This is a genomic window from Paraburkholderia unamae, assembly GCF_003268775.1.
Classification (GTDB): Bacteria; Pseudomonadota; Gammaproteobacteria; order Burkholderiales; family Burkholderiaceae; genus Paraburkholderia; species Paraburkholderia unamae.
Genome location: NZ_QLSU01000013.1, coordinates 200,921 through 222,329 on the forward strand (window position 1 = coordinate 200,921; position 21,409 = coordinate 222,329).

At 65.1% G+C, this 21,409-nt stretch carries 19 protein-coding genes; 13 read left to right on the top strand and 6 right to left on the bottom strand.

Going from position 1 to position 21,409, the window contains the following annotated elements; translation table 11 throughout:
* The first annotated feature begins 14 nt into the window (after positions 1–14).
* The 4 genes from C7401_RS22415 (at position 15) to C7401_RS22430 (ending at position 4,884) form a co-directional block, all read left to right on the top strand.
* Positions 15–1,064 carry an ABC transporter permease gene (locus tag C7401_RS22415; RefSeq protein WP_112173589.1) on the top strand — a complete coding sequence of 350 codons (1,050 nt, stop codon included), beginning with the start codon at positions 15–17 and terminating at the stop codon, positions 1,062–1,064.
* Positions 1,065–1,197: 133 nt separating this feature from the next.
* Positions 1,198–2,211 carry an autoinducer 2 ABC transporter substrate-binding protein gene (locus C7401_RS22420; RefSeq protein WP_112173590.1) on the top strand — a complete coding sequence of 338 codons (1,014 nt, stop codon included), beginning with the start codon at positions 1,198–1,200 and terminating at the stop codon, positions 2,209–2,211.
* Between the two features lie 71 nt (positions 2,212–2,282).
* The gene (locus tag C7401_RS22425) at positions 2,283–3,803 is read left to right on the top strand and encodes a sugar ABC transporter ATP-binding protein (RefSeq protein ID WP_112173591.1); all 1,521 of its coding nucleotides are present in this window, start codon (positions 2,283–2,285) and stop codon (positions 3,801–3,803) included.
* Between the two features lie 37 nt (positions 3,804–3,840).
* Entirely contained in the window at positions 3,841–4,884 is a 1,044-nt protein-coding gene (locus C7401_RS22430) for an ABC transporter permease (protein ID WP_112173592.1), read from the top strand.
* A gap of 48 nt (positions 4,885–4,932) precedes the next feature.
* On the opposite strand, the gene C7401_RS22435 is transcribed toward C7401_RS22430, so the two are convergent.
* Positions 4,933–5,661, bottom strand: coding sequence for a DeoR/GlpR family DNA-binding transcription regulator (locus C7401_RS22435; RefSeq protein ID WP_112173593.1), 729 nt, complete (start codon positions 5,659–5,661; stop codon positions 4,933–4,935).
* Positions 5,662–5,989: 328 nt separating this feature from the next.
* Here C7401_RS22435 and aldA point away from each other — a divergent pair, with 328 nt between their 5' ends.
* From aldA to C7401_RS22455, 4 genes are all read left to right on the top strand, one after another.
* Positions 5,990–7,411: an aldehyde dehydrogenase gene (aldA, locus tag C7401_RS22440; RefSeq protein WP_112173594.1), complete on the top strand. Its 1,422-nt coding sequence runs from the start codon at positions 5,990–5,992 to the stop codon at positions 7,409–7,411.
* 202 nt (positions 7,412–7,613) lie between these two features.
* Positions 7,614–8,855, top strand: a complete 1,242-nt coding sequence (locus C7401_RS22445) for an MFS transporter (RefSeq protein ID WP_112173641.1) — start codon at positions 7,614–7,616, stop codon at positions 8,853–8,855.
* Positions 8,856–8,868: 13 nt separating this feature from the next.
* Positions 8,869–10,086, top strand: a complete 1,218-nt coding sequence (locus C7401_RS22450; protein ID WP_112173595.1) for a mandelate racemase/muconate lactonizing enzyme family protein — start codon at positions 8,869–8,871, stop codon at positions 10,084–10,086.
* A gap of 42 nt (positions 10,087–10,128) precedes the next feature.
* Positions 10,129–11,805 (top strand): GMC family oxidoreductase, encoded by a 1,677-nt coding sequence (locus C7401_RS22455; RefSeq protein ID WP_112173596.1) that lies wholly within the window; start codon positions 10,129–10,131, stop codon positions 11,803–11,805.
* On the opposite strand, the gene C7401_RS22460 is transcribed toward C7401_RS22455, so the two are convergent.
* The 5 genes from C7401_RS22460 to C7401_RS22480 all read right to left on the bottom strand — a co-directional run bounded on the left by C7401_RS22460 (position 11,778) and on the right by C7401_RS22480 (position 16,899).
* Positions 11,778–12,656: a LysR substrate-binding domain-containing protein gene (locus tag C7401_RS22460; RefSeq protein ID WP_112173597.1), complete on the bottom strand. Its 879-nt coding sequence runs from the start codon at positions 12,654–12,656 to the stop codon at positions 11,778–11,780. The genes C7401_RS22455 and C7401_RS22460 overlap by 28 nt on opposite strands.
* Before the next feature lie 90 nt (positions 12,657–12,746).
* Complete coding sequence (locus C7401_RS22465; RefSeq protein WP_112173598.1) at positions 12,747–13,913, bottom strand: MFS transporter; 1,167 nt, start codon at positions 13,911–13,913, stop codon at positions 12,747–12,749.
* 9 nt (positions 13,914–13,922) lie between these two features.
* A complete protein-coding gene (locus C7401_RS22470) occupies positions 13,923–14,747 on the bottom strand; it encodes a quaternary amine ABC transporter ATP-binding protein (RefSeq protein WP_112173599.1) in 825 nt (274 codons plus the stop codon).
* 76 nt (positions 14,748–14,823) lie between these two features.
* On the bottom strand, positions 14,824–15,789 hold the full coding sequence (locus C7401_RS22475; RefSeq protein WP_112173600.1) for an ABC transporter permease: 966 nt from the start codon (positions 15,787–15,789) through the stop codon (positions 14,824–14,826).
* A 72-nt stretch (positions 15,790–15,861) separates the two neighbouring features.
* Entirely contained in the window at positions 15,862–16,899 is a 1,038-nt protein-coding gene (locus C7401_RS22480; protein WP_112173601.1) for an ABC transporter substrate-binding protein, read from the bottom strand.
* Positions 16,900–17,165: 266 nt separating this feature from the next.
* Between C7401_RS22480 and fae the strand changes: the two genes are divergently transcribed.
* From fae to infA, 5 genes are all read left to right on the top strand, one after another.
* A complete protein-coding gene (gene fae, locus C7401_RS22485; RefSeq protein ID WP_112173602.1) occupies positions 17,166–17,687 on the top strand; it encodes a formaldehyde-activating enzyme in 522 nt (173 codons plus the stop codon).
* 28 nt (positions 17,688–17,715) lie between these two features.
* The gene (locus C7401_RS22490; protein WP_112173603.1) at positions 17,716–18,735 is read left to right on the top strand and encodes an aldo/keto reductase; all 1,020 of its coding nucleotides are present in this window, start codon (positions 17,716–17,718) and stop codon (positions 18,733–18,735) included.
* Positions 18,732–20,186, top strand: coding sequence for an NAD-dependent succinate-semialdehyde dehydrogenase (locus tag C7401_RS22495; RefSeq protein ID WP_112173604.1), 1,455 nt, complete (start codon positions 18,732–18,734; stop codon positions 20,184–20,186). The genes C7401_RS22490 and C7401_RS22495 overlap by 4 nt, the downstream gene beginning before the upstream one ends.
* 375 nt (positions 20,187–20,561) lie before the next feature.
* Positions 20,562–20,765, top strand: coding sequence for a cold-shock protein (locus C7401_RS22500; RefSeq protein WP_112173605.1), 204 nt, complete (start codon positions 20,562–20,564; stop codon positions 20,763–20,765).
* 334 nt (positions 20,766–21,099) lie between these two features.
* A complete protein-coding gene (gene infA, locus C7401_RS22505) occupies positions 21,100–21,366 on the top strand; it encodes a translation initiation factor IF-1 (protein ID WP_112173606.1) in 267 nt (88 codons plus the stop codon).
* Positions 21,367–21,409: the final 43 nt, after the last annotated feature.

Genomic DNA, 21,409 nt, shown 5'->3' on the forward strand with positions numbered 1-21,409 from the left:
AAAGGACGAGGTCCATGAAGTCTGCTCTCCTGGCCAGTTGGTTCGGCGACCGGCAGTTGAACTTCCTGCTGGCCGTGAACCTGCTTGTCGTGCTGGTCGCCGTGTGGGTCTCGCGCGGCCAGTTCGTCGGCATCGACAATCTGCAATCGATGGGCGCGCAATTGCCCGAAGTCGCGCTGCTCGCGCTGGGCATCATGCTCTCCATGCTCTCGGGCAACGGCGGTATCGACCTCTCGGGCGTCGGGCTTGCGAACCTCTCCGGCATGATCGCCGCGCTCGTGGTGCCGCGTCTCGTGAGCGGCGACGACTCGCCGGTGCTCTACACCGCGCTCTTTTGCGTGATCGTAGTGGGCATGGGGCTGATCGGCGGCTTGCTCAACGGCGTGGTGATCGCGCGGCTCGGGCTCACGCCCATTCTGTGCACGCTCGGCACGCAACTGCTTTTCACCGGCTTCGCGGTGGCGTTGAGCAACGGCGCTTCGGTGCACGTGGACTATGTCGAACCGCTCGCCGACATCAGCAACGGCACGTTCTTCCAGGTGCCGATCTCATTCCTGCTGTTCGTCGCCGTGGTCGTGCTGCTGGGCTGGCTCCTGCGGCGCACGCCGTTCGGACTGCGCCTTTACCTGATGGGCACGAACCAGCGCGCCGCCTTCTATGCGGGCATTCCGCGCGCGCGCATGCTTATCACCACCTATGCGATGTGCGGCGTGCTCGCCTCGCTCGCGGGGCTTGTGAGCGTTTCGCACACGCTCAGCGCGAAATGGGATTACGGCAACTCGTATCTGCTGATCGCGATTCTCATCGCCGTGATGGGGGGCGTGAATCCGGCGGGCGGCTATGGCCGCATCATCTGCGTGTTTTTCGCGGCCACGGTGCTGCAATTCCTTTCCAGTCTTTTCAATCTCATGGGCGTCTCGCAGTTTTTCGGCGACTGCGCCTGGGGCTTCCTGCTGCTGGCCTCGCTCGCCTTCGCGGGCGGCGAGCGGGTGCGCGCGATTTTCGGTCTCGCCGGGGCGCAGTCCCCGGCGCAGAAGGGCGGCAAAGGGCCGGCGCCCGGCTGACCGGCTGGTTCGAGTAGCGGGCGCGCCTCGAGCCTCGGAGGCGCGCCGCGATCCATTTCGGGGCGATTTGGGACCGCGGCGAGCGCACAGGCGCAAAGCGCGGATCGATACATAAAAAACGGAGACATCGAACATGAAGATCAAGCGACTCAGCGTGGCGCTCACGGCTTGCGCACTCGCGGCCGGCATGGCGGCCGTGGCGGCGGTGGCCTACGCGGCGGAAAACCCGACGATCGTGACCGTGGTGAAAGTGACCGGCATCAGCTGGTTCAATCGCATGGACGAAGGCGTCAAGCAGTTCGGCAAGGACAACCCGAACGTCGCGGTCTACCAGACCGGTCCGGGGCGTGCCGACGCCGCGCAGCAACTGAAGATCATCGACGACCTGATCGCGAAAAAAGTGAGCGCGATTGCCGTCGTGCCCTATGACCCGCCCACGCTCGAACCGGCGCTCAAGAAGGCGATGGATCGCGGCATCAAGGTCGTCACCCACGAGGCCGACAACGAGAAGAACACCATGGTCGACGTCGAGGCGTTCGACAACTCGGCCTATGGCGCGGCGCTCAACGACCGCCTCGCCTCGTGCATGCACGACGACGGCAAGTGGGCGACCATGGTCGGCTCGCTCGGCAGCCGCTCGCAGGTGCAATGGGCCAACGGCGGCATCGACAACGCGAAAAAGAAGTTCCCGAAGATGCAACTGGTCGAGACGAACCTCGAAACCAACAACGACGGCGAGCGCGCCTATGAAGTGGCCAAGGAAGTGCTGCGCAAGCACCCGGACATCAAGGGCTTCCAGGGCTCGTCCTCGCTCGACGTGATCGGCATTGGCCGCGCGGTCGAGGAAGCGGGCTTGCAGGGCAAGATCTGCGTGTACGGCACCGGTCTGCCGACCGAAGCCGGCAAGTACCTCGAAAGCGGCGCGATCAACGGCATTGCGTTCTGGGATCCGAAGCTCGCGGGCCTCGCGATGAACAAGATCGCGAAGATGCTGATCGACGGCAAGACGGTGGAGGATGGCGCGAATCTCGGCCTGCCCGGCTACGAGAAAGTCACGGTGTCGAAGGGCCCCGGCAAGGGCGTGATCGTGCGCGGCCAGGGCTGGGTGAGCGTGGACAAGTCGAACTACAAGCAATACAACTTCTGATCGGGAGAACGTGGCGCGCGCAACGGTTTCGAACCGGCGCGCGCTTCATCGCAACGTCACGAAGAGACGACATGGCATCAGAACCGCTATTGCAGGTGCTCGGCGTGCACAAGCGCTTTACCGGCGTGCACGCCCTGCGCGGCGTGACGCTCACGTTCGAGCGCGGGCAGATCTATCACCTGCTCGGCGAAAACGGCTGCGGCAAGAGCACGCTCATCAAGATCATTTCGGGTGCGCAGCCGCCCGACGAAGGCGAACTCGTGATCGACGGCGCGCGCCACGCGCGGCTCTCGCCGCTCGAATCGCTGGCGGCGGGCATCGAGACCGTCTATCAGGATCTTTCGCTGCTGCCGAACATGAGCGTGGCGGAGAACGTGGGCCTTACGGCGGAACTGGCCGAGCACGGCGGGCGCCTTGCGCGCACGTTCGATCGCCGCGAACTGGCGCAAACGGCCGCGCGCGCGCTCAAGGCCGTCGGCCTGCCCGGCGACGCCGAGTTCCAGTCCACGCTGATCGAGCAACTACCGCTCGCCACGCGCCAGCTCGTGGCGATCGCGCGCGCGATCGCGAGCGAGGCGAAGTTCGTCATCATGGACGAGCCCACCACGTCGCTCACGCAAAAGGAAGTGACCAACCTCATCGCCGTGCTCGGCCAGTTGCGCGCGCAGGGCGTGACCGTGCTGTTCGTGAGCCACAAGCTCGACGAATGCTATGCAATAGGCGGCGAGGTGATCGTGCTGCGCGACGGCCAGAAAGTCACGCAAGGCCCGATCACCGACTACACCAAGGCGCAGTTGAGCGAACTGATGACGGGGCGCGAGCTTTCCGTCGAACGCTACCGCAATGCATTGCCCGACGCGCAAGTGTTGCTCGACGTGCGCGGACTCGGCCGCGCCGGGGTGTTCGAGGGCGTGTCGTTCGCGCTCCATCGCGGCGAGATCCTCGGCGTGACGGGCCTGCTCGACTCGGGCCGCAATGAACTGGCGCGCGCGCTTGCGGGCGTCGCGCCCGCGGACCAGGGCGAGATCGTGCTGGAGGGCCGCGCGATCAGGCTGGCCACGCCCGGCGACGCGTGCCGCGAACGCATTGGCTATGTGCCGGAAGACCGCCTCAACGAAGGGCTCTTTCTCGACAAGCCGATTCGCGACAACGTCATCACGGCGATGATCGCGGGCCTGCGCGACCGCTTCGGCCAGATCGACCGCACGCGTGCGCGCGCGCTGGCCGAAGAGACGGTCAAGGAGTTGCAGATCGCGACGCCCAACGTGGACAAAGCGGTGCAGTCGCTTTCGGGCGGCAACCAGCAGCGCGTGCTGATCGGCCGCTGGCTCGCCATCGACCCGCACGTGCTGATCCTGCACGGGCCGACCGTGGGTGTGGACGTCGGCTCGAAGGACATCATCTATCGCATCATGCAGCGGCTCTCGCAGCGCGGCATCGGCATTCTGCTCGTGAGCGACGATCTGCCCGAACTGCTCCAGAACTGCGACCGCGTGCTGATGATGCGCAAAGGGCATCTCGCCGAGGAGCACCGCGCCGAAGGGCTGACCGAGGCGCAGTTGTATCGCGCGCTGCTTGCCGAGGCTGCATGAAATCCGCGTATTCCGCGTAACGTTTGCCGGACCCCGCATGAGCATGAATCAGACAATGAGCACGTCGTCCAATACCGTCGAAGTCGCGCGTCAGCGTGTTGCGCTGAACTGGCGCGCGAAGCTCGCGCGCAATCCCGAGTGGTTCACGGCCACGCTGATCGTGATCACCTGCGTGATCGTCGCCTCGATCAACCCGCGTTTCCTCCAGTGGGCCACGCTGTTTGACCTGCTGCACTCGGCCACGACCACCTCGCTGTTCGCGCTCGGCACGCTCGTCGTGCTGGCGTCGGGCGGTATCGACGTGTCGTTTACGGCCATCGGCGCGCTCACCATGTATGCAATCACGAAGGCCGTGTTCGCCTGGTGGCCCGATGCGCCGTTCGCGCTCATCCTGCTCACGGGCGCCGTGGGCGGCGTCTTGCTGGGCGTGATCAACGGCCTGCTCGTGCACCGGCTCCAGGCGCCGTCGCTGATCGTCACGATCGGCACGCAATACCTCTATCGCGGCCTGCTGCTGACGTTCATCGGCACGACGTTCTTCATGAACATCCCGCACAGCATGGATCATTTCGGCCGCATTCCGCTGATCGCCTACAAGACAGCCGACGGGCTCAACGCGGTGTTGCCGGTCTCGGCGCTTGCGCTCGTGGCGGGCGCGCTTCTTACGTGGTGGCTGCTGAACCGCACGATGATGGGGCGCGGCGTGTACGCCATGGGCGGCAGCACCGCGATTGCGGAGCGGCTCGGTTTCAACCTGCGCGCGATCCGGCTTTTCGTGTTCGGTTATACGGGGTTTCTGGCGGGCGTGGCGGGCATACTGCACGTGTCGAACAACCGGCTCGCCAATCCGTTCGACCTCGTGGGTTCGGAACTCGACGTAATCGCGGCGGTGATCCTGGGCGGCGCGCGCATCACGGGCGGCAGCGGTACCGTGGTGGGCACGCTGCTGGGCGTGGCGCTCGTCACGCTCATCAACAACGTGCTGATACTCGTGGGTGTGCCGAGCACCTGGCAGAAGGTGATTGTCGGCGCGTTCATTCTGGTGGCGGGCACGCTGTTCGCGCTGCGCCGGCGCGGCTGAGAACGCGCGTGTGTTCGTTGGCGCGACCGGCCTTCGCGCCGGTTGACCTTATGCGCCTTGCCCGCGCAGCGTCTGGCCTTTCTCGCTGATGATGGAGTGGAAGTCATCCACCTGCGAAAAGCGCCACGCCTTCACAACGCCGAACTTGCTTGCGTCCACAACGAGATGGCTTTCCACGGCGCTGGCCATGGCGGCCTGCTTGAGCGCGACTTCGTGAAAGTTCCAGCACGTTACGCCGCGCTGGGTATCCACGCCGCCCGCTGAAATGAACGCCTTGTTGATGCCCATGCGGCGCAGCGTTTCGAGACTTTCCTCGCCCGAAAACGAGTCCGATGAGGGCACGTACACCCCGCCCAGCAAAATCATGCGCACGTTGGGCATGCGCCGCAGAATCTCGGCCACGTTGAGCGAATAACACACGGCGGTGATCTGCAACTGCGAAGGGATGAGGCGCGCGAGCGCCGCGAGCGTCGTGCCGCAGTCGATGAACACCGTGTCGTTTTGTGCGATGAGCCGCGCCGCGTGCGCGGAGGCCTGCGCCTTGGCCTGCGCGAAATGGTCCTTTTCGTGTTCGAGCGAGTAACCGGCCGTGTTCGGCACGTCCTGCGCGCTCACGATATAGCCGCCCAGATACGTGAAGCGTTCGGGCGTCGCGGCGATATCGCGCCGCACCGTCATTTCGGAGACGCCAAGCACGCTGGCCGCATCGCGCAGATGCATGACGTTGTGTTTTGCGAGCGCGTCGGCAAGGGCGCGCAGCCGGTCGGTTTTGGCCATGGTGTGGGTTGTCCGGCACGCTGCATGGGTACAAGTGCGCGCTTGCCGGGCGTTAGATTTGTTTCGTCTGCGTGATCGAATTATAACAAGCAAGGTGGGGAGCGTCACGTTTTGCGACCTTCCTGGCATGCGTTTTCGTCGCTTCGGCACAGCGCCGACGCATGAAATTCCACGCCCCATGATCATGCGGTCGAGTTGCGCGTGGCCTTTTTTGAGCATGCGTTTTTCGCATGCTCCGCTCGACAATTAATCGTTTGTCGCGTCCTGATGCCGCACAGATACTGCCCTTTCTCCAGTAGCGGCGGCCACGCCGAACGGGCGGCAATTCATGCGATCAGACCTCAATTTCATCAACGGGCAGTTCGTCGGCGCGCAAGGGCCGCATATTGCCGTCCACAATCCCGCAACCGGCGACGCGATCGGCCAGGTCAGTGCCGCAAGCGTTGCCGACGTCATGCATGCCGTCGAGGCGGCACAAGCCGCACAACGCGCGTGGCGCAAGCTGCCCGCCGCCGCGCGCGGCGCGATCCTCAACCGTTTCGCGGACGTCATCGAAGCGCGCGCGCCGCGCATCGGCGCGGCGCTTGCCGCCGAGTCGGGCAAGAGCGTGGCAGACGCCACCGCCGAAGCGCAGTACGCCGCCGAAATCCTGCGCTACCACGCGCAATGGGCGCGGCGCATTGAAGGCGAAGTCATTCCGAGCGACAGCGAGAACGAAAACCTCATTCTCATGCGCGAGCCGATTGGCGTGGCCGCGTGCCTGATCCCGTTCAACTTTCCCGTCTACACGCTGCTGCGCAAGGTCGCGCCCGCGCTCATCACGGGCAACGCCGTGGTCGTGCGCCCGAGCAACCACACGCCCTGCTCGGCGTTCGAGGTGGCGCAAGCCGCGCAGGAAGCGGGACTTCCCGCGGGCGTCTTCAACGTGCTCGCCATGGACCACGAGACGGCGGCGGCGCTCTGCACGCATCCGGGCGTGGGCATGATCACGCTCACGGGCAGCGTGGCGGCGGGCCGCAAGGTGCTCGACTACTGCAAGGAAAACATCGCAAAGCCCTCGCTGGAACTGGGCGGCAAGACGCCCGCGATCATCGGGGACGACGCCGATCTCGAAGCGGCCGCCACGGCCATCGTGCGCTCGAAGACCACGCATTGCGGCCAGCTTTGCACGGCGATCGAGCGCGTGTATGTGCACACCTCGGTGCATGACCGCTTCGTCGCGCTGCTGCGCGAGAAGATGAGCGCGGTGCGCTTTGGCGACCGCGCCGAAGACGAAACGCGCATGGGCCCGCTCGTGAGCGCGAGCGCCCGCACGGCGATTCACGCGATGGTCGAGCGCGCACTGGCCGAAGGCGCGAAGCTCGAAACGGGCGGCTACCTGCCCGAAGGCAAAGGCCACTTTTATCCGGCCACCTTGCTCACACATTGCCGCCAGGACATGGAGATCGTGCAGGAAGAGATCTTCGGCCCGGTGCTGCCCGTGCTCGCGTACGAGACGCTCGACGACGCGCTGCGCATGGCCAACGATCACCAGTTCGGTCTGTCGTCAGTGCTTTATACGGAGCGCTACCGCACGACGATGCGCGTCGCCAACGAGATCGAGGCGGGCGAACTCTATGTGAACCGCACGCCCGCCGACCCATACCAGGGCTATCACGCCGGCTGGAAGCGATCGGGTCTCGGTGGCGACGACGGCAAGCACGGCATGCTCGAATTCACGCAAACACGTCTCGTGGTCATGCCGTTCTGATCATTCGCGATACTGATTAATTGTTGAGGCGGTGCTCGCCACAACGAGCGCCAAAAATGAAGAAAACGCGCCTCGCGTCGGCTTTGGGTCCGCGCGCGGGCGTCAGGAGACAGTCTTGCAGAAGTCCATCGCCAAGCCTGATGCGCCGGCCGGGTTGCCGCGCGTCGAAACCTCATCGCTCACGCCCGCTGCTTCCGGCGCGATGCAACGCTACATGCAATTGCTGCTGCTCGTGCTGGCCGCGGGCGGCATCTATCCGCTGCTGTATTTGCGGCAGGTGTATCAGACCACGATGCTCGATGTCCTGCACATCGACAACGCGCAACTGGGTTACCTCTATTCGGTGCTCGGCATCGTCTTCTTTCTCTCGTACCTGCCGAGCGGCTGGCTAGCCGACCGACTCGCGCCGCGCCTGTTGATCTGCTTCTCGCTGATCGGAACGGGCGCGCTGGGCCTGTGGTATTCCACCGCGCCCGCGTTCCACTCGCTCCTTGTGATCTTCTGTTGCTGGGGCCTCACCACGGGCCTCACATTCTGGGCCTCGGTGCTCAAGCGCGTGCGCATGATCGCGGCGCCAAATGAGCAAGGCCGCTTCTTCGGTTTGCTCGATGGCGGGCGCGGCCTGGTCGAGGCCTTGCTCGCAACGGTCGCGCTGGCGCTGTTCGCGGCCGCCACCGGATCGGGCCGCGGCGAAGCGGCAGGACTGCGTCACGTGATCTATCTGTATTCGTTCACGTGCATCGCACTCGGCGCGCTGATGAGTTTCTTCAAGGACCCCGCGCCTTCGCAAGCGCAAAGCCAGACCGTCGAAGCGGGCACGGGCGGCTCGCTCTGGCGCGATCTGGCCACGCTCGCTGCGATTCCGCAGCTCTGGCTCATGGCGGCAGTGGTGTTCTGCGGCTATCAGATTTTCTGGGCCACTTATAGCTTCTCCGCGTATCTCCAGCAGGGCGAAATGCATATGAGCGTCGTGGCCGCGGGCATGGTGACCACGGCGAAGCTCTGGATGCGCCCCATCGGCGGCATTGGCGGCGGCTTCCTTGGCGACCGCTTCTCGAACCTGCGCGTGCTGATCTGGGCGCTGTTCCTGGCCGTCGCGGGTCTGATCGGCCTGATTCTGCTGCCCGCGCTGCGCAACATGGCGCTGCTGGGCGCGGTGGTGCTGTTCATCGGCCTCATGACCTACGCGATTCGCGGCCTGTACTGGACGCTGCTCGATTACTGCGCCGTTCCCATGCGCATCACGGGACTTGCGATCGGTCTCGTCTCGCTTATCGGCTACTCGTCGGACATTTTCCTGCCGCTCGTGAACGGCTATATCACCGAGCACTACGCAGGCATGCTCGGCTATCAGCTCTATTTCGCCTATGTGGCCGCCGTTGGCGCGCTCGGCGGTGTTGCCGCGCTCGTGCTCAAGCGCATGACCCACTCCCACTCTGCCTGAAACCGTTCGAACCATGAAAGTTGTCGCAATAGAAACGCATGTCGTTGCCGTGCCGCCTCCGCACCTGGGCGGCATGTACTGGATCTTCGTCACCCTGAAAACCGATTGCGGTATCGAGGGCGTGGGCGAGATCTACGCCGCCACGTTCCACCCCGACGTGATGGCGCCCGCGATTGAAGACGTGTTCTCGCGCTATCTGCTCAACCATGATCCGCACCATGTGGAGCGCTTGTTCCGCGAGACGTATTCGAGCGGCTTCACACAGCGCCCCGACCTCACGATGATGGGCATTGTGAGCGGCCTGGAAATGGCGTGCTGGGACATCATCGGCAAGGCGGCCGGCAAGCCGGTGTACGAGTTGCTGGGCGGCATGGTGAACGAGCGGCTGCGTTCGTACACCTATCTTTATCCGAAGAACGCGCAAGGCGAATACGACTACGACGACCCCGATCTCGCCGCCGAATGCGCGGCGGAGAACGTGAAGCGCGGCTTCACGGCGGTCAAGTTCGACCCGGCGGGACCGTACACGGCGTATTCGGGCCATCAGCTTTCGCTGGAGGTGCTAGAGCGCTGCGAAACGTTCTGCCGCAAGGTGCGCGAGGCCGTGGGCAACAAGGCCGATCTCCTGTTCGGCACGCATGGCCAGATGGTGCCGTCTTCGGCCATTCGTCTTGCGAAGCGGCTCGAAAAATACGACCCGTTGTGGTTCGAAGAACCCGTGCCGCCCGGCCAGGAAGAGGCCATCGCCAATGTCGCGAAGCACACGTCGATTCCGGTTGCGACCGGAGAGCGCCTCACCACCAAATACGAATTCCACAAGCTGTTGCAGGCGGGTGGCGCGTCGATTCTCCAGTTGAACGTCGCGCGCGTAGGCGGCCTGCTCGAAGCGAAAAAGATCGCGACGCTGGCCGAAGTGCACTACGCGCAGATCGCGCCGCATCTCTACAACGGGCCGGTGGGCGCGGCGGCGAGCATCCAGCTTGCGGCCTGCACGCCGAACTTCCTGATTCAGGAAAGCATCGGCACGTGGGACGGTTTTCACGCGCAGGTGCTCAAGCACCCCATTCAGTGGGAGGACGGTTACATCATTCCGTCGAAGGCGCCGGGCCTGGGCGTCGAACTCGACATGGACGTCGTGCGCGCGCACTCGCCTTACACGGGCAAGCGTCTGCATCTACAGATGGCCAGCCGGCCCGCCGATGTGCGCGACACGTCGCCTGCGCGCGGTTGATGAGCACAAGCAATGAACGGACTCGACTGCGGGAGCATGTCTATGAGCTATGACTACATCATCGTTGGCGCGGGGTCGGCGGGCTGCATTCTGGCGGAGCGGCTTTCAGCCTCCGGGCGCCATTCGGTGCTGCTGCTCGAAGCGGGCGGACCCGACGACTCGTTCTGGTTCAAGATCCCCATCGGCTTCGCCAAGCTGTACTACAACAAGCAGTACAACTGGATGTATTACAGCGAGCCGGAGCCGGAACTCGCGGGGCGGCAGATCTATGCGCCGCGCGGCAAGGTGCAGGGCGGTTCGGGCGCGATCAACGCGATGATCTATGTGCGCGGCGCGGCGCGCGACTATGACGACTGGGCGGCGGCGGGTAATCCGGGCTGGTCGTACCAGGAAGTGTTGCCGTATTTCCGCAAGCTCGAATCGCATCCGCTCGGCGACACGCCGTGGCATGGCGCGAGCGGCCCGGTGCGCATCACGCCGATGAAGGACGGCGCGCATCCAGTCTGCCGCACCTTCATTGAAGGCTGCGCCCAGCTTGGCTACGAGCGTAACAACGACTTCAACGGCGCGCGTCTCGAAGGCGTGGGCATCTACGACGTCAACACGCGCGACGGCAAGCGCGATTCGAGCAGCGTGGCCTATTTGCATCGCGCGGGGCATCGCTCGAATCTCACGATCGAGCATCACGCGCGCGCCACGCGCGTGCTGTTCGACGCGAGCCGTCAACGCGCCATTGGCGTGGAGATCGTTCAGCAAGGCGTGAAGCGCACGTTTCATGCGAACCGCGAAGTGATCGTGGCGGCGGGGGCGGTCGATTCGCCCAAGCTGTTGCAGCTTTCCGGCGTGGGTCCGCGCGCGTTGCTTGCGAAGCACGGTATCGACGTGGTGCACGAGTTGCCTGCGGTGGGGCAGAACATGCAGGACCATCTGTGCGTGAGCTTCTACTATCGTTCACGCGTAAAGACGCTGAACGACGCGTTCGGCAGCTGGATGGGCAAACTCAAGTTCGGGCTTCAGTATGTGTTCCAGCGCAAGGGGCCGTTCTCGATGAGCGTGAACCAGTCGGGCGGATTCTTCCGCACAAGTGTGAACGAGCCTCATCCGAACATGCAGGTGTATTTCAATCCGCTTTCGTATCGGATTCCTAAGTCAGATCGTGCACAACTCACGCCGGAGCCGTATTCGGGCTTTCTCGTCTGCTTCAATCCGTGCCGCCCGACGAGCCGGGGCTCGGTGGAGATCGCCTCGGCGAACGTAGAGGACGCACCGAAGATTCGCGGCAACTATCTGTCGACGCAAAAGGACCGCGACGAAGCGATTGCGGGCAGTCGCCTCGTGCGCAAGCTGATGACGGCGCGCGCGTTGCAGGAGATCACCGAAGCCGAGGTCACGCCCGCCGGCGAAGTGACGGACGACGCGAGCATGCTCAAGTTCTTCCGCGAGCAAAGCGGCTCGATCTATCACCTGTGCGGCACCTGCGCGATGGGCCCCGACCCGCGCACGGCAGTGGTGGATGCACGCCTGCGCGTGCACGGCATCGACGGCCTGCGCGTGGTGGACGCTTCAATCTTTCCGAATGTCACGTCGGGCAACACGAACGCGCCGACGATGATGGTCGCGGAAAAAGGGGCGGAAATGATTCTGGAAGACGCCGACCAGACCCTTGTGGCCCAGGCCATCGCGTCGAGCCATCAGCGCGCGGCGGCGATTTCGTCCTGAAGCCACTGCCGGAAAAGCCGCAGCGGCTTCGAAGCCTTTTGCTCGGGCCGCACCACGAACCAGTATGACTGGCGGCCGTCCACATGCACGTCGCGCACGGGCGCGAGCTGGCCCTGCGCCAGTTCGCGCTCGATCATGTGGCGGTCGGCCATCGTCACGCCCAGTCCCTCAATCGCCGCGCGAATCGCGTGGTCGAGCAGATCGAATTCGTAGCCGCCCGAGGTATCCACGTCCTCGATGCGCGCGGCGTCGAGCCAGTGCCGCCACGTGAGATAGCGCTGGTTGTCGCCCGCGAGCACATGCAGCAAGGTCTGCTGCGTGAGGTCGACCGGTCCTTGCGCGAGCAGCGCGGGCGCGCACACCGCGATATGCGATTCGTGCATCAGCAGCGAGCTGTCCAGTCCCTCCCATTCGCCGTCGCCAAAGCGGATCGCGCAGTCGAGCGCCGTCGAATCGGCGAGACTGTCCTGGAGCTGCGTGGTGAGGCTCAGTTCGAGCTCGGGATGGCGCGCGTGCAGGCGCGTGAGGCGCGGCACGAGCCAGCGGCTCGCGAAGGTGGGTGGTGCGTTCACGCGCAGGCGGTTGAGGTCGCTCTTTTGCTGGATCGTGCGCACCGTGAGCTCGATGCGGTCGAACGATTGCTGGAGCGTGCGCAGCAGCGCGCGGCCCGCTTCGGTCAGTTCGAGGCGGTGGTGATGGCGCTCCAGCAGCGTTTCGCCGAGCTGTTCTTCGAGTTGGCGCACCTGGCGGCTCACCGCGCTCTGCGTCACGTTCAACTGTTCCGCGGCGCGAGTGAAGCTGCCGCTCGTGCCTGCCGCTTCGAACGCCTTCAGGGCGTTCAGCGCCGGCATCTTTCGCTTCACGATCCTCTCCTTGCGGGTGATGCCATCTCGAAATGGCGCCTCATGCAAACGAGGGAGTATAGCGGCACGCGGGGCCATTCAGGCGCTCCGGGCGCGTGAGAGCGCGGCCAGCCCGAGCGCGACGGTGAGCGCGAACACGTACAGGCCGCCTGCGCCGAGCAGACGCATGAAGAGCGACGCGAGGGTCGGGCCCGCCGCGCCGCCCAGCGAGAAAACCAGCAGCAGCGTCGCGCTTGTCTGTACCCGCCGCGCCTGATCGACGCGATCGTTCACGTCGGACACGATCACGCCGTAGAGCGTGAACGTGAGCGCGACATAGACGAAGAGCAGCGTGTCGACGAGGACCGGCGCGCGCACGACGACCAGCGCCGCTGCCGCGCACGCGGAGACGATCGCGACCACGCCGAGCGTGGCGCGCCGCCCGAGGCGGTCTGAGAGCCGCCCCACGGGCCATTGCGAAAGCAGTGCGCCGATCAGCACGACGCCCATGGCGTGCGAGATATCGCTGGCGGGGTAGCCGATGCGTGCGAGATACACCGGCGTGAGCGCATAGAACGCGCTGGAGAGCAGGCCCGCGGCGATGCAGGCGGGCACGCTGCGCGGCGCGACGCGATGCAGTTCGCGCAGGCCGTCGAGCAGCAGCGTGGGGCGCTTGGGCGTGGCGAGCGCGGAAGGCGGCGCCTTGGCGGCCAGCGGCGCGGCATCGACCGATTGCCATTCGCCGATCAACGCCACGGGTATGAGCGCGGCCACGAACAACCCGTTTACCAGCGCGTGCTCGAACATGCCGCCGGGCGTGCCGAGGCCCAGCAGGAATTGCCCCGCGCTCACGCCGAGATAGGTCAGCACGAGATAGAACGCAAACGCGCGCCCGCGCCGCTCGTTGGGCACGGCGCCGTTCACGCCGCTCTCGATCGAGGTGAACACGCCGACCATGCTGAAGCCGGTAATGAGGCGCAGCACGGCCCAGACGTCAGGCGAATCGAACGAGAGATAACCGAGTGCGGCGAGCGCCGCGAGTGCGCCGAAGCCGATGAAGGCGCGCTGCGGGCCGATGCGCCCGACCATCGGCCCTAGCCCGAGCGCGCCGACGATAAAGCCCACGTAGTAGCACGATTGCACGAGGCCCACGTCGAGCGCGGTGCGCTCGTCGTGGAGCATGCGCAGCGAGATCAGCGTCGTGAGCAGGCTGTTCCCGCAAACGAGGATCGTGTAGCCGCCCAGCAGGCCGATGAGCGCCCGCATGTGCGGCGCTTAGTGCGCGGTCCCGGCGCGGCGCTCGACGAAGCGCCGCACGTAGTCGTCGGCGGGGCGGCGCAGGATGTCGTCGGGCGTGCCGCACTGGATCAGCCGCCCGTCGCGAAGGATCGCGATCTGGTTGCCGATGCGCAACGCCTCGTCGAGATCGTGCGTGATGAACACGATCGTCTTTTTGAGCGTGGCCTGGAGTTCGAGCAACTGGTCCTGCATTTCCGTGCGGATGAGCGGATCGAGCGCCGAGAACGCTTCGTCCATCAGCAGCACGTCGGTGTTCGCGGCGAGCGCGCGGGCCAGGCCCACGCGCTGGCGCATGCCGCCCGAAAGCTCGTCGGGATAGTGGTCGGCGTAACCCGCGAGCCCGACCTTGCCGAGCCATTCGCGCGCGCTCGCATGCGCGGCGGCCTTGTTCTCGCCGCGCGTGACGAGTGCATACGCGGCGTTGTTGAGCACCGTTTGATGAGGCAGGAGTCCGAAGCTCTGGAACACCATGCTCACGCCGTAACGTCGCAAATCGCGCAGGCCGTTGTCGGAGAGCTTGATGACGTCCTTGCCGTCGATCAGGATCTCGCCCACGGTCGGCTCGATGAGCCGGTTGAAGTGGCGCACGAGCGTGGACTTGCCCGAGCCCGAGAGACCCATGATCACGAAGATCTGGCCCGAGCCGATGGAGAGGCTCACGTCGTTCAGGCCCACGTTGCAGCGCGTTTTTTCGAGGACTTCGGCCTTGCCCGCGCCGCCGCGCAGCAACGCCAGCGCGCGCTGGCTCGCGTCGCGCGAGCCGAAGATCTTGTAGACGTTCTTCACTTCGATGCCGCTCATGATCGTTACCTCATTCCTTGTTCAGGAAGCGCCGGCCCAGCTTGTTATTGTGCCGGTGCTTTTGTCTTCGCGTTCGTTACTTGGCCGGCTGGCTCGTCAGTTCGTTGGCCTTCGCCGCTTCAGCGCCGTCGCCCGCCTGGTCGCGCGCGCGGCGAAACGGCACGCGCGAAGGCTGCTTCGGCTTGCGTGCCAGACCGCGCGTGCGCCGGCCCTGGCCGTAGCCCTGGCTGATACGGTCGATCACGATCGCGAGAATCACGATGGCGATGCCCGCCTGGGTGCCCTTGCCCACGTCGAGCGTCTGGATGCCCGCGAGCACGTCCTCGCCCAGGCCCCGCGAGCCGATCATCGAAGCGATCACGACCATGGAAAGCGCCATCATCGTGGTCTGGTTGATGCCGGCCATGATGCTCGGGCGCGCCAGCGGCAACTGCACGCCAAAGAGCAACTGCATGCGCGTGGTGCCGAATGCGCGTGCGGCTTCGACGATTTCCCCGTCCACATGGCGAATGCCGAGGTCGGTCAGGCGAATGAGCGGCGGCAGCGCATAGACCACGGTGGCGAGAATGGCGGGCACCTTGCCGAGACCGAACAGCATGAGCACCGGAATGAGGTACACGAAGCTCGGCAGCGTTTGCATGACGTCGAGCACCGGCAGCAACACGCGGCGCAGCTTGCTGCTCGACGCCGCGAGGATGCCCAGCGGCACGCCGAGCATGACGGAGATGAGCGTGGCCACCACCATCAGCGCGAAGGTCTGCATGAGCTTGTCCCACAGCCCGAAGCAGCCGATCAGCCAGAGCAGCACGACGAACATCAGCGCCACGCCGATGCGCCGCGAGGCATGCCAGCCGAGCAGGCCCACGGCGGCCAGCACGACGACGGGCGGCGTCGCGCGCAGCAGGGCTTCGAGTGGCACCAGCACGTCGCGCAGCAGCAGCACGCTGAAGTTGTGGAAGGCGTCGCCGTAGCGCTGCACGAAGGCGGCGACCTGATCGTTGACCCAGTCGGCAATGGAAAGGTGAAGGAAGGGAGATCCCATGATGAGCCTCATTCTGCGTGTGTCGTGTGATGCGAGCGGCGGTTTCGCTTATTTGCGGGTTAACTGCGTCCCTTAGCTGCGCAGGCCTGCCTGCACGCGCGCCGCGACGTCCGGCGTGACCCATTGCTTCCAGATTTCCGGGTGCTGCTCGAAGAAGGCGCGCGCGACCCGTGCGGCGTCGAGCTTCTTGTCGTGCATTTGCTGCACCAGTTGTTCGTCGAGCGCGAGCGGCAGGCTGACCTTGCTGAAGAACGCGACGGCGTCGGGCGCGGCGTCGTAAAACGGCGTGGAAACCGCGACCTTCAGATGCGAGACCTTGAACGCGGAGGCGCACGGTGCGCCCTGCGGCTCGGCGATGGTGTTCCAGCAGGCGTCCGAGTAGGGCGCGCTTTCCAGTTGCACGAAGCGGTACTTCGCCATCAGCCCGGCGGGCTGCCAGTAGTAGAAGAGGATGGGCTTGCCGCGCTCGTAGGCCGAGGCGATGGCCGCGTCGAGCGCGCCGCCGGTGCCGGGGCGGAAGTTCGTGTAGTCGTCGCCGAGCTTGTAGGCGGTGAGCAGGCGATTGTTGAAGCGCTCGCAGTCCCACCCCGCCGGGCAGTTGTAGAAGCGGCCCTTGCCCGGTTCTTCGTCGTCGGTGAAAAGCGCCTTGTACTGCGGCAGTTGCGCGATGGAACGCAGTTGCGGCGCGAGGGGCTTGATGCCGCGCTTCGCGTCGCCGTTGATCACGTAGTCGGGTACGTACCAGCCTTCCTTGTCGCCGCCCGGAATCAGTTCGCCCACCAGTTTCACGCTGCCGTCCTGCAAACCGCGCGCGACGATCGGGCTGCGGCCCGTCCAGTGTTCGGCCCACACCTGGAGGTCGTTTTTCGTGAGCGCCGTTTCGGTGGCGGCCGTGGCGCCGGGCACGATCTCGGTCTTGCAGCCGTAGCCCTTCTCCAGCACCGTGCGGACCATTTCGGTCATCAGCGCGCCGCTTTCCCAGGTGATTTGCGCGAGCTTTACGGTCTTGCCCGCCTCGCACCAGCCAGTGGCGGCGAAGCTGCTCGTGGCCGCGCAGGTGAGCGCGAGGGCGGCGGCAATGCGCACGCCGGACAGCGTGATACGTCTCATGTCGTCTCCAGTCTTGTTGATGCGCGGACCGCGCTTTTTTGAACCGATCCGACCAGAGTCTAGCGGCAGCATTTTGGGTTGCGAAGCAACGAAAACTCATCGATGCATTACCTGTTTTCATGCCACTGTCAGCGCGTGAAAGTGAGCGTCGCGGCGATGACTGCGCGTCATGCCCCCATGAGATTTCATAGCTTTTGGGCGCTTGCCGCGTGTGCTGGAATGCGTCTGGCCTGAATCAAACCCATGACAAAGGAGACGGAGTCAACATGAAAGACCTGCAAGTCTATATCGGTGAAGGTTTCGCGGGACCGGGCGTCAACGCGGCCCACATCAACATCATGATCGGGCCGCGCAACGGCCCTGTCGGGCAAGCGTTTACGAACAGCTTGTCCTCGCCTTCGCAGGGCCACGTGCCGTTCATGGTGGTCGCGCAACCCAACGTGCCGGTCAAGCCCGCCACGCTCTACGTGAACAAGGCCGACATTCGGGGCGACCTGCACGGCAACGCCACGTGGGGCGCTTCGCAGGCGGCCATCGCGAAGGCTGTGACCGAGGCGATGCTCGACGGCACGCTGCCGCCCGAGGCCGAAAACGAATGGTGCATCATCACGGCGAACTGGGTGAACTGGTCCTGCGACGACCTCGACGCGGTGTACGAGCACAACTACGCGGCCTGCAAAACGGCTATTCGCGCCGCGATGAACGGGCTACCGAAGCTCGACGATGTCGCGAAGATCAAAGACCGGATCAGCAACCCGTTCTACACGCCGAAGGCCAAAGCGGCCTGAGCCGCGCAATTCGTTACAGGTGACTACGATGCAATACGTGCAACTTGGCCGCTCGGGCCTGAAGGTGTCGCGCCTGTGCCTCGGCACGATGAACATGGGCACGCCCGACTGGAAGCCCTGGATTTTCAACGAGGAGCAGAGCGAGCCGATCGTGCGTCGCGCGCTCGAAGCGGGCGTGAACTTCATCGACCTCGCGGACTTCTATTCGACGGGGGTGGGCGAGGAAGTGGTTGGGCGGCTCGTGCGGCGGCTCGCGAGGCGCGACGAACTGGTGCTCACGACCAAGGTCGGCTATCCGATCGGCAACGGCGTCAACAATCAGGGACATTCGCGCAAGCACATCATGGAGGGCATCGATGGGTCGCTGCGCCGCCTGCAAACCGATTACGTCGACGTCTACATGCTCCACTACTTCGACGTGAACACGCCCGTTGAAGAAACCATGGACGCGCTCAACGACATCGTGCGCTCGGGCAAGGCGCGCTATATCGGCGTTTCGACCATGTTCGCGTGGCAGTTCGCGAAGATCCTCCAGGTCTGCGATCGTCATCATTTCGCACGACCCATCAATATGCAACTGCAACTGAACTGCGCGTATCGCGAGGAAGAGCGCGAGATGGTGCCGTTCTGCCAGGACCAGGGCGTGGGGGTTTCGGTGTTTAGCCCGCTGGCGCGAGGTCTGCTTTCCGGCGACGCCAGATCGGTGCGCAACCAGACCGACTTCTTCACCGTGCAGATGTACGACGACGAAGCGTCGCGCGATATCGCACGCTCGGTGGCCGAGGTCGCGGCCGGGCGCGGCGTGTCGTGCGCGCAGATCGCGCAGGCGTGGGTGCTGGGCCGCCCGGGCGTGAGTTCGATGCTGGTGGGCGCCGATACGGTCGCCCAGTTCGAAAGCGCGCTCGCCGCGCTCGACACGCCACTGAGCGCCGACGAGCTTTACGAGCTCGACCGCAATTACACGCCGTGCGACGTCATCAACGACTACGTGAGCGCGCGCATTCCGCGCGTGCCGCGCGCGGCACGCCGCCTGGAGATTGCGGCATGATCGACGGACTCAGCCAGACGCGCCTGTGGCGCACGTCGAATTTCATCGACGGCGAATGGGTGGCGAGCGACGCGACCTACGCGGTCATCGACCCGGCCAGCGGCGCGCCGCTCGCGCAGGTCGCGCGCGCCGGCGCACGCGAGGCGCTGCAAGCGGTGGCGGCGGCCTCGCATGCGTTCCCCGCGTGGCGTGACGCCACGGCGGGCGAACGCGGCGCGAAGGTGCGCCGCTGGGGCGAACTGATGCTCGCGCACCGCGAAGACCTGGCGCGCATCATGACGGCCGAGCAGGGCAAGCCCTACGCGGAAGCGCTGGGTGAGGTGGCCTATGCGGCGAGCTTCCTCACCTGGTTCGCGGAAGAAGCGCGGCGCGCTTACGGCGACGTGATTCCCGCGCCGAAGCCGGGCGCGCGCATCGTCGTGACGAAGGAGCCCGTGGGCGTGGTGGGGGCGATCACGCCGTGGAATTTTCCGCTCGCCATGGTCACGCGCAAGGCGGGCCCCGCGCTCGCGGCCGGTTGCACGATGGTGCTCAAGCCTTCGGAGGAGACGCCGCTGTCGGCGTTCGCGCTGGCCGAACTGGCGGCCGAGGCGGGCATTCCGCGCGGCGTGTTCAACGTCGTCTCGGGCGACGCGCCCGCGATCGGCGACACGCTCATGGCCTCAAGGGCCGTGCGCAAGATCTCGTTTACGGGGTCCACGCGCGTGGGCAAGCTGCTCATGCGCGCCGCCGCGGATACCGTGAAGAAGGTCTCGCTCGAACTGGGCGGCAACGCGCCCTTCATCGTGTTCGACGACGCCGATCTGGACGCCGCCGTGCAAGGCGCGATGGCCTCGAAATTCCGCAATACGGGACAGACCTGTGTGTGCGTGAACCGCTTCTACGTGCAGGCCGGCGTGCACGACGCGTTTGTCGACAAGCTCGTGGCGGCGGTGCGCGCGCTGCGCGTGGCGAGCGGCATGGAGCCGGGCGCCACGCAAGGGCCGCTCATCAACGGCGCGGCGCTGCGCAAGGTCGAGGCGCACGTGAGCGACGCGCGCGAGAAGGGCGGCACGGTCGTGTGCGGCGGCCGCGCGCACGCGCTGGGCGGCACGTTCTACGAGCCCACCGTCATCACGGGCGCGCATGGCGGCATGATGCTTGCGCACGAGGAAACGTTCGGGCCTGTCGCGGCGGTGTTCCGCTTCGAGACCGAGGAAGAGGCGCTCCATGCGGCCAACGATACCGACTTCGGTCTGTCCGCCTACTTCTACGCTCGCGACATCGGCCGCGTGTGGCGCGTGGCGGGCGCGCTGGAAAGCGGCATGGTGGGCATCAACGACGGCATTCTGTCGACCGAAGTCGCGCCGTTTGGCGGCGTGAAGGAGTCGGGGCTGGGGCGCGAGGGCTCGAAGTACGGGCTCGACGAATATCTCGAGGCGAAGTACATGATGATGGGCGGGCTTGGCTGATTGCCGGGCCGTCTTTCAGGTTTTTCCACGCTTGCCCAGGTTTTGGCGAAGGCCGCCGCGCGAAGGCTCGGCGGCCTTTTTTTGGGGGTCATGCAGGGGCGGCGCAGCCGCAAACCGGCGATGGGCGGGCGTGGGCGGACTATCGAAAAAAGGGCGCCAACCTGGTGATAATCGGGTGACAGCTCGATAAGGCAAGAAACCGCTTGACGTGGCGGCGGCTACCGCGTACTGTGGCTAGCTAAAATCTGTAAAATGCTTGATTGATCATCATCCGGGTCGCCATCAGCGGCTCTCGTTGACCTCTCCGTTTTTTGATTTTTTATTCGCCCTTTTTTCGGGGCGTATGTGTTTATTCGTCTGTTCAAGGAATATCTAGTGGAAACCGGTACCGTCAAGTGGTTCAACGATAGCAAGGGCTTTGGCTTCATCACCCCGGACAAGGGCGGCGACGACCTGTTCGCGCACTTCTCGGAAGTCCGTGGCACGGGCTTCAAGACCCTGGCTGAAGGCCAGAAGGTCACCTACGAAACGAAGCGCGGCCCCAAGGGCCTCCAGGCTTCGAACATCACGCCGCAATAACGCTGTCTGATGTCCTCCGCCCCGTTGTCGGGGCGGCGCGAGTCTCTCGCTTTGGCGTGGCGGCTGTCTGCCACGCCTGCCAATTCTCTTTTCTTGCATTCCTGTTCTCGCCGCATCCGCAAGCTCGCGGTGTGGTGTCCTCGGCTCACCAGGTTGCGACGCTCCATGCGTTGCCGATACCCAGCCCAGGTTCGTACAGATTCCGCTTTCGGCGTACCCGCAACATGCGCCGGGCAACGCTCTACCACACCTACGCGTGCAAGTGCTGCACTGAACGGCGGTATGCGCCGGCGCCTTGCATTGACGCGACATTAAGCCCTCTGGAGGCACTAACTTGGCAAAAGAAGAACTGCTGGAACTGGACGGGGTCGTTGACGAAGTGCTGCCGGACAGCAAATACCGCGTCACGCTGGAGAACGGCGTGGTCGTGAACGCCTACGCGTCGGGCCGCATGCGCAAGAATCACATCCGTATTCTTGCCGGCGACCGTGTCACGCTGGAACTGTCGGTCTACGATCTGTCGAAAGGCCGGATCAACTTCCGTCACAAGGACGAGCGCGCGCCCGGCGTGCAGCCGCGTCCCGCCATGCGCCGCCGTTAAGCGCGTCGCCGTCCCGGCCTGAGCGCGCGTGAGTGTGCCTGGG

Bases quoted from the DNA above. Each gene is read 5' to 3' on its own strand.
- C7401_RS22415 (WP_112173589.1), top strand. From the start codon at position 15: ATGAAGTCTGCTCTCCTGGCCAGTTGGTTCGGCGACCGGCAGTTGAAC.
- C7401_RS22420 (WP_112173590.1), top strand. From the start codon at position 1,198: ATGAAGATCAAGCGACTCAGCGTGGCGCTCACGGCTTGCGCACTCGCG.
- C7401_RS22425 (WP_112173591.1), top strand. From the start codon at position 2,283: ATGGCATCAGAACCGCTATTGCAGGTGCTCGGCGTGCACAAGCGCTTT.
- C7401_RS22430 (WP_112173592.1), top strand. From the start codon at position 3,841: ATGAGCATGAATCAGACAATGAGCACGTCGTCCAATACCGTCGAAGTC.
- C7401_RS22435 (WP_112173593.1), bottom strand. From the start codon at position 5,661: ATGGCCAAAACCGACCGGCTGCGCGCCCTTGCCGACGCGCTCGCAAAA.
- aldA (WP_112173594.1), top strand. From the start codon at position 5,990: ATGCGATCAGACCTCAATTTCATCAACGGGCAGTTCGTCGGCGCGCAA.
- C7401_RS22445 (WP_112173641.1), top strand. From the start codon at position 7,614: ATGCAACGCTACATGCAATTGCTGCTGCTCGTGCTGGCCGCGGGCGGC.
- C7401_RS22450 (WP_112173595.1), top strand. From the start codon at position 8,869: ATGAAAGTTGTCGCAATAGAAACGCATGTCGTTGCCGTGCCGCCTCCG.
- C7401_RS22455 (WP_112173596.1), top strand. From the start codon at position 10,129: ATGAGCTATGACTACATCATCGTTGGCGCGGGGTCGGCGGGCTGCATT.
- C7401_RS22460 (WP_112173597.1), bottom strand. From the start codon at position 12,656: ATGCCGGCGCTGAACGCCCTGAAGGCGTTCGAAGCGGCAGGCACGAGC.
- C7401_RS22465 (WP_112173598.1), bottom strand. From the start codon at position 13,913: ATGCGGGCGCTCATCGGCCTGCTGGGCGGCTACACGATCCTCGTTTGC.
- C7401_RS22470 (WP_112173599.1), bottom strand. From the start codon at position 14,747: ATGAGCGGCATCGAAGTGAAGAACGTCTACAAGATCTTCGGCTCGCGC.
- C7401_RS22475 (WP_112173600.1), bottom strand. From the start codon at position 15,789: ATGGGATCTCCCTTCCTTCACCTTTCCATTGCCGACTGGGTCAACGAT.
- C7401_RS22480 (WP_112173601.1), bottom strand. From the start codon at position 16,899: ATGAGACGTATCACGCTGTCCGGCGTGCGCATTGCCGCCGCCCTCGCG.
- fae (WP_112173602.1), top strand. From the start codon at position 17,166: ATGAAAGACCTGCAAGTCTATATCGGTGAAGGTTTCGCGGGACCGGGC.
- C7401_RS22490 (WP_112173603.1), top strand. From the start codon at position 17,716: ATGCAATACGTGCAACTTGGCCGCTCGGGCCTGAAGGTGTCGCGCCTG.
- C7401_RS22495 (WP_112173604.1), top strand. From the start codon at position 18,732: ATGATCGACGGACTCAGCCAGACGCGCCTGTGGCGCACGTCGAATTTC.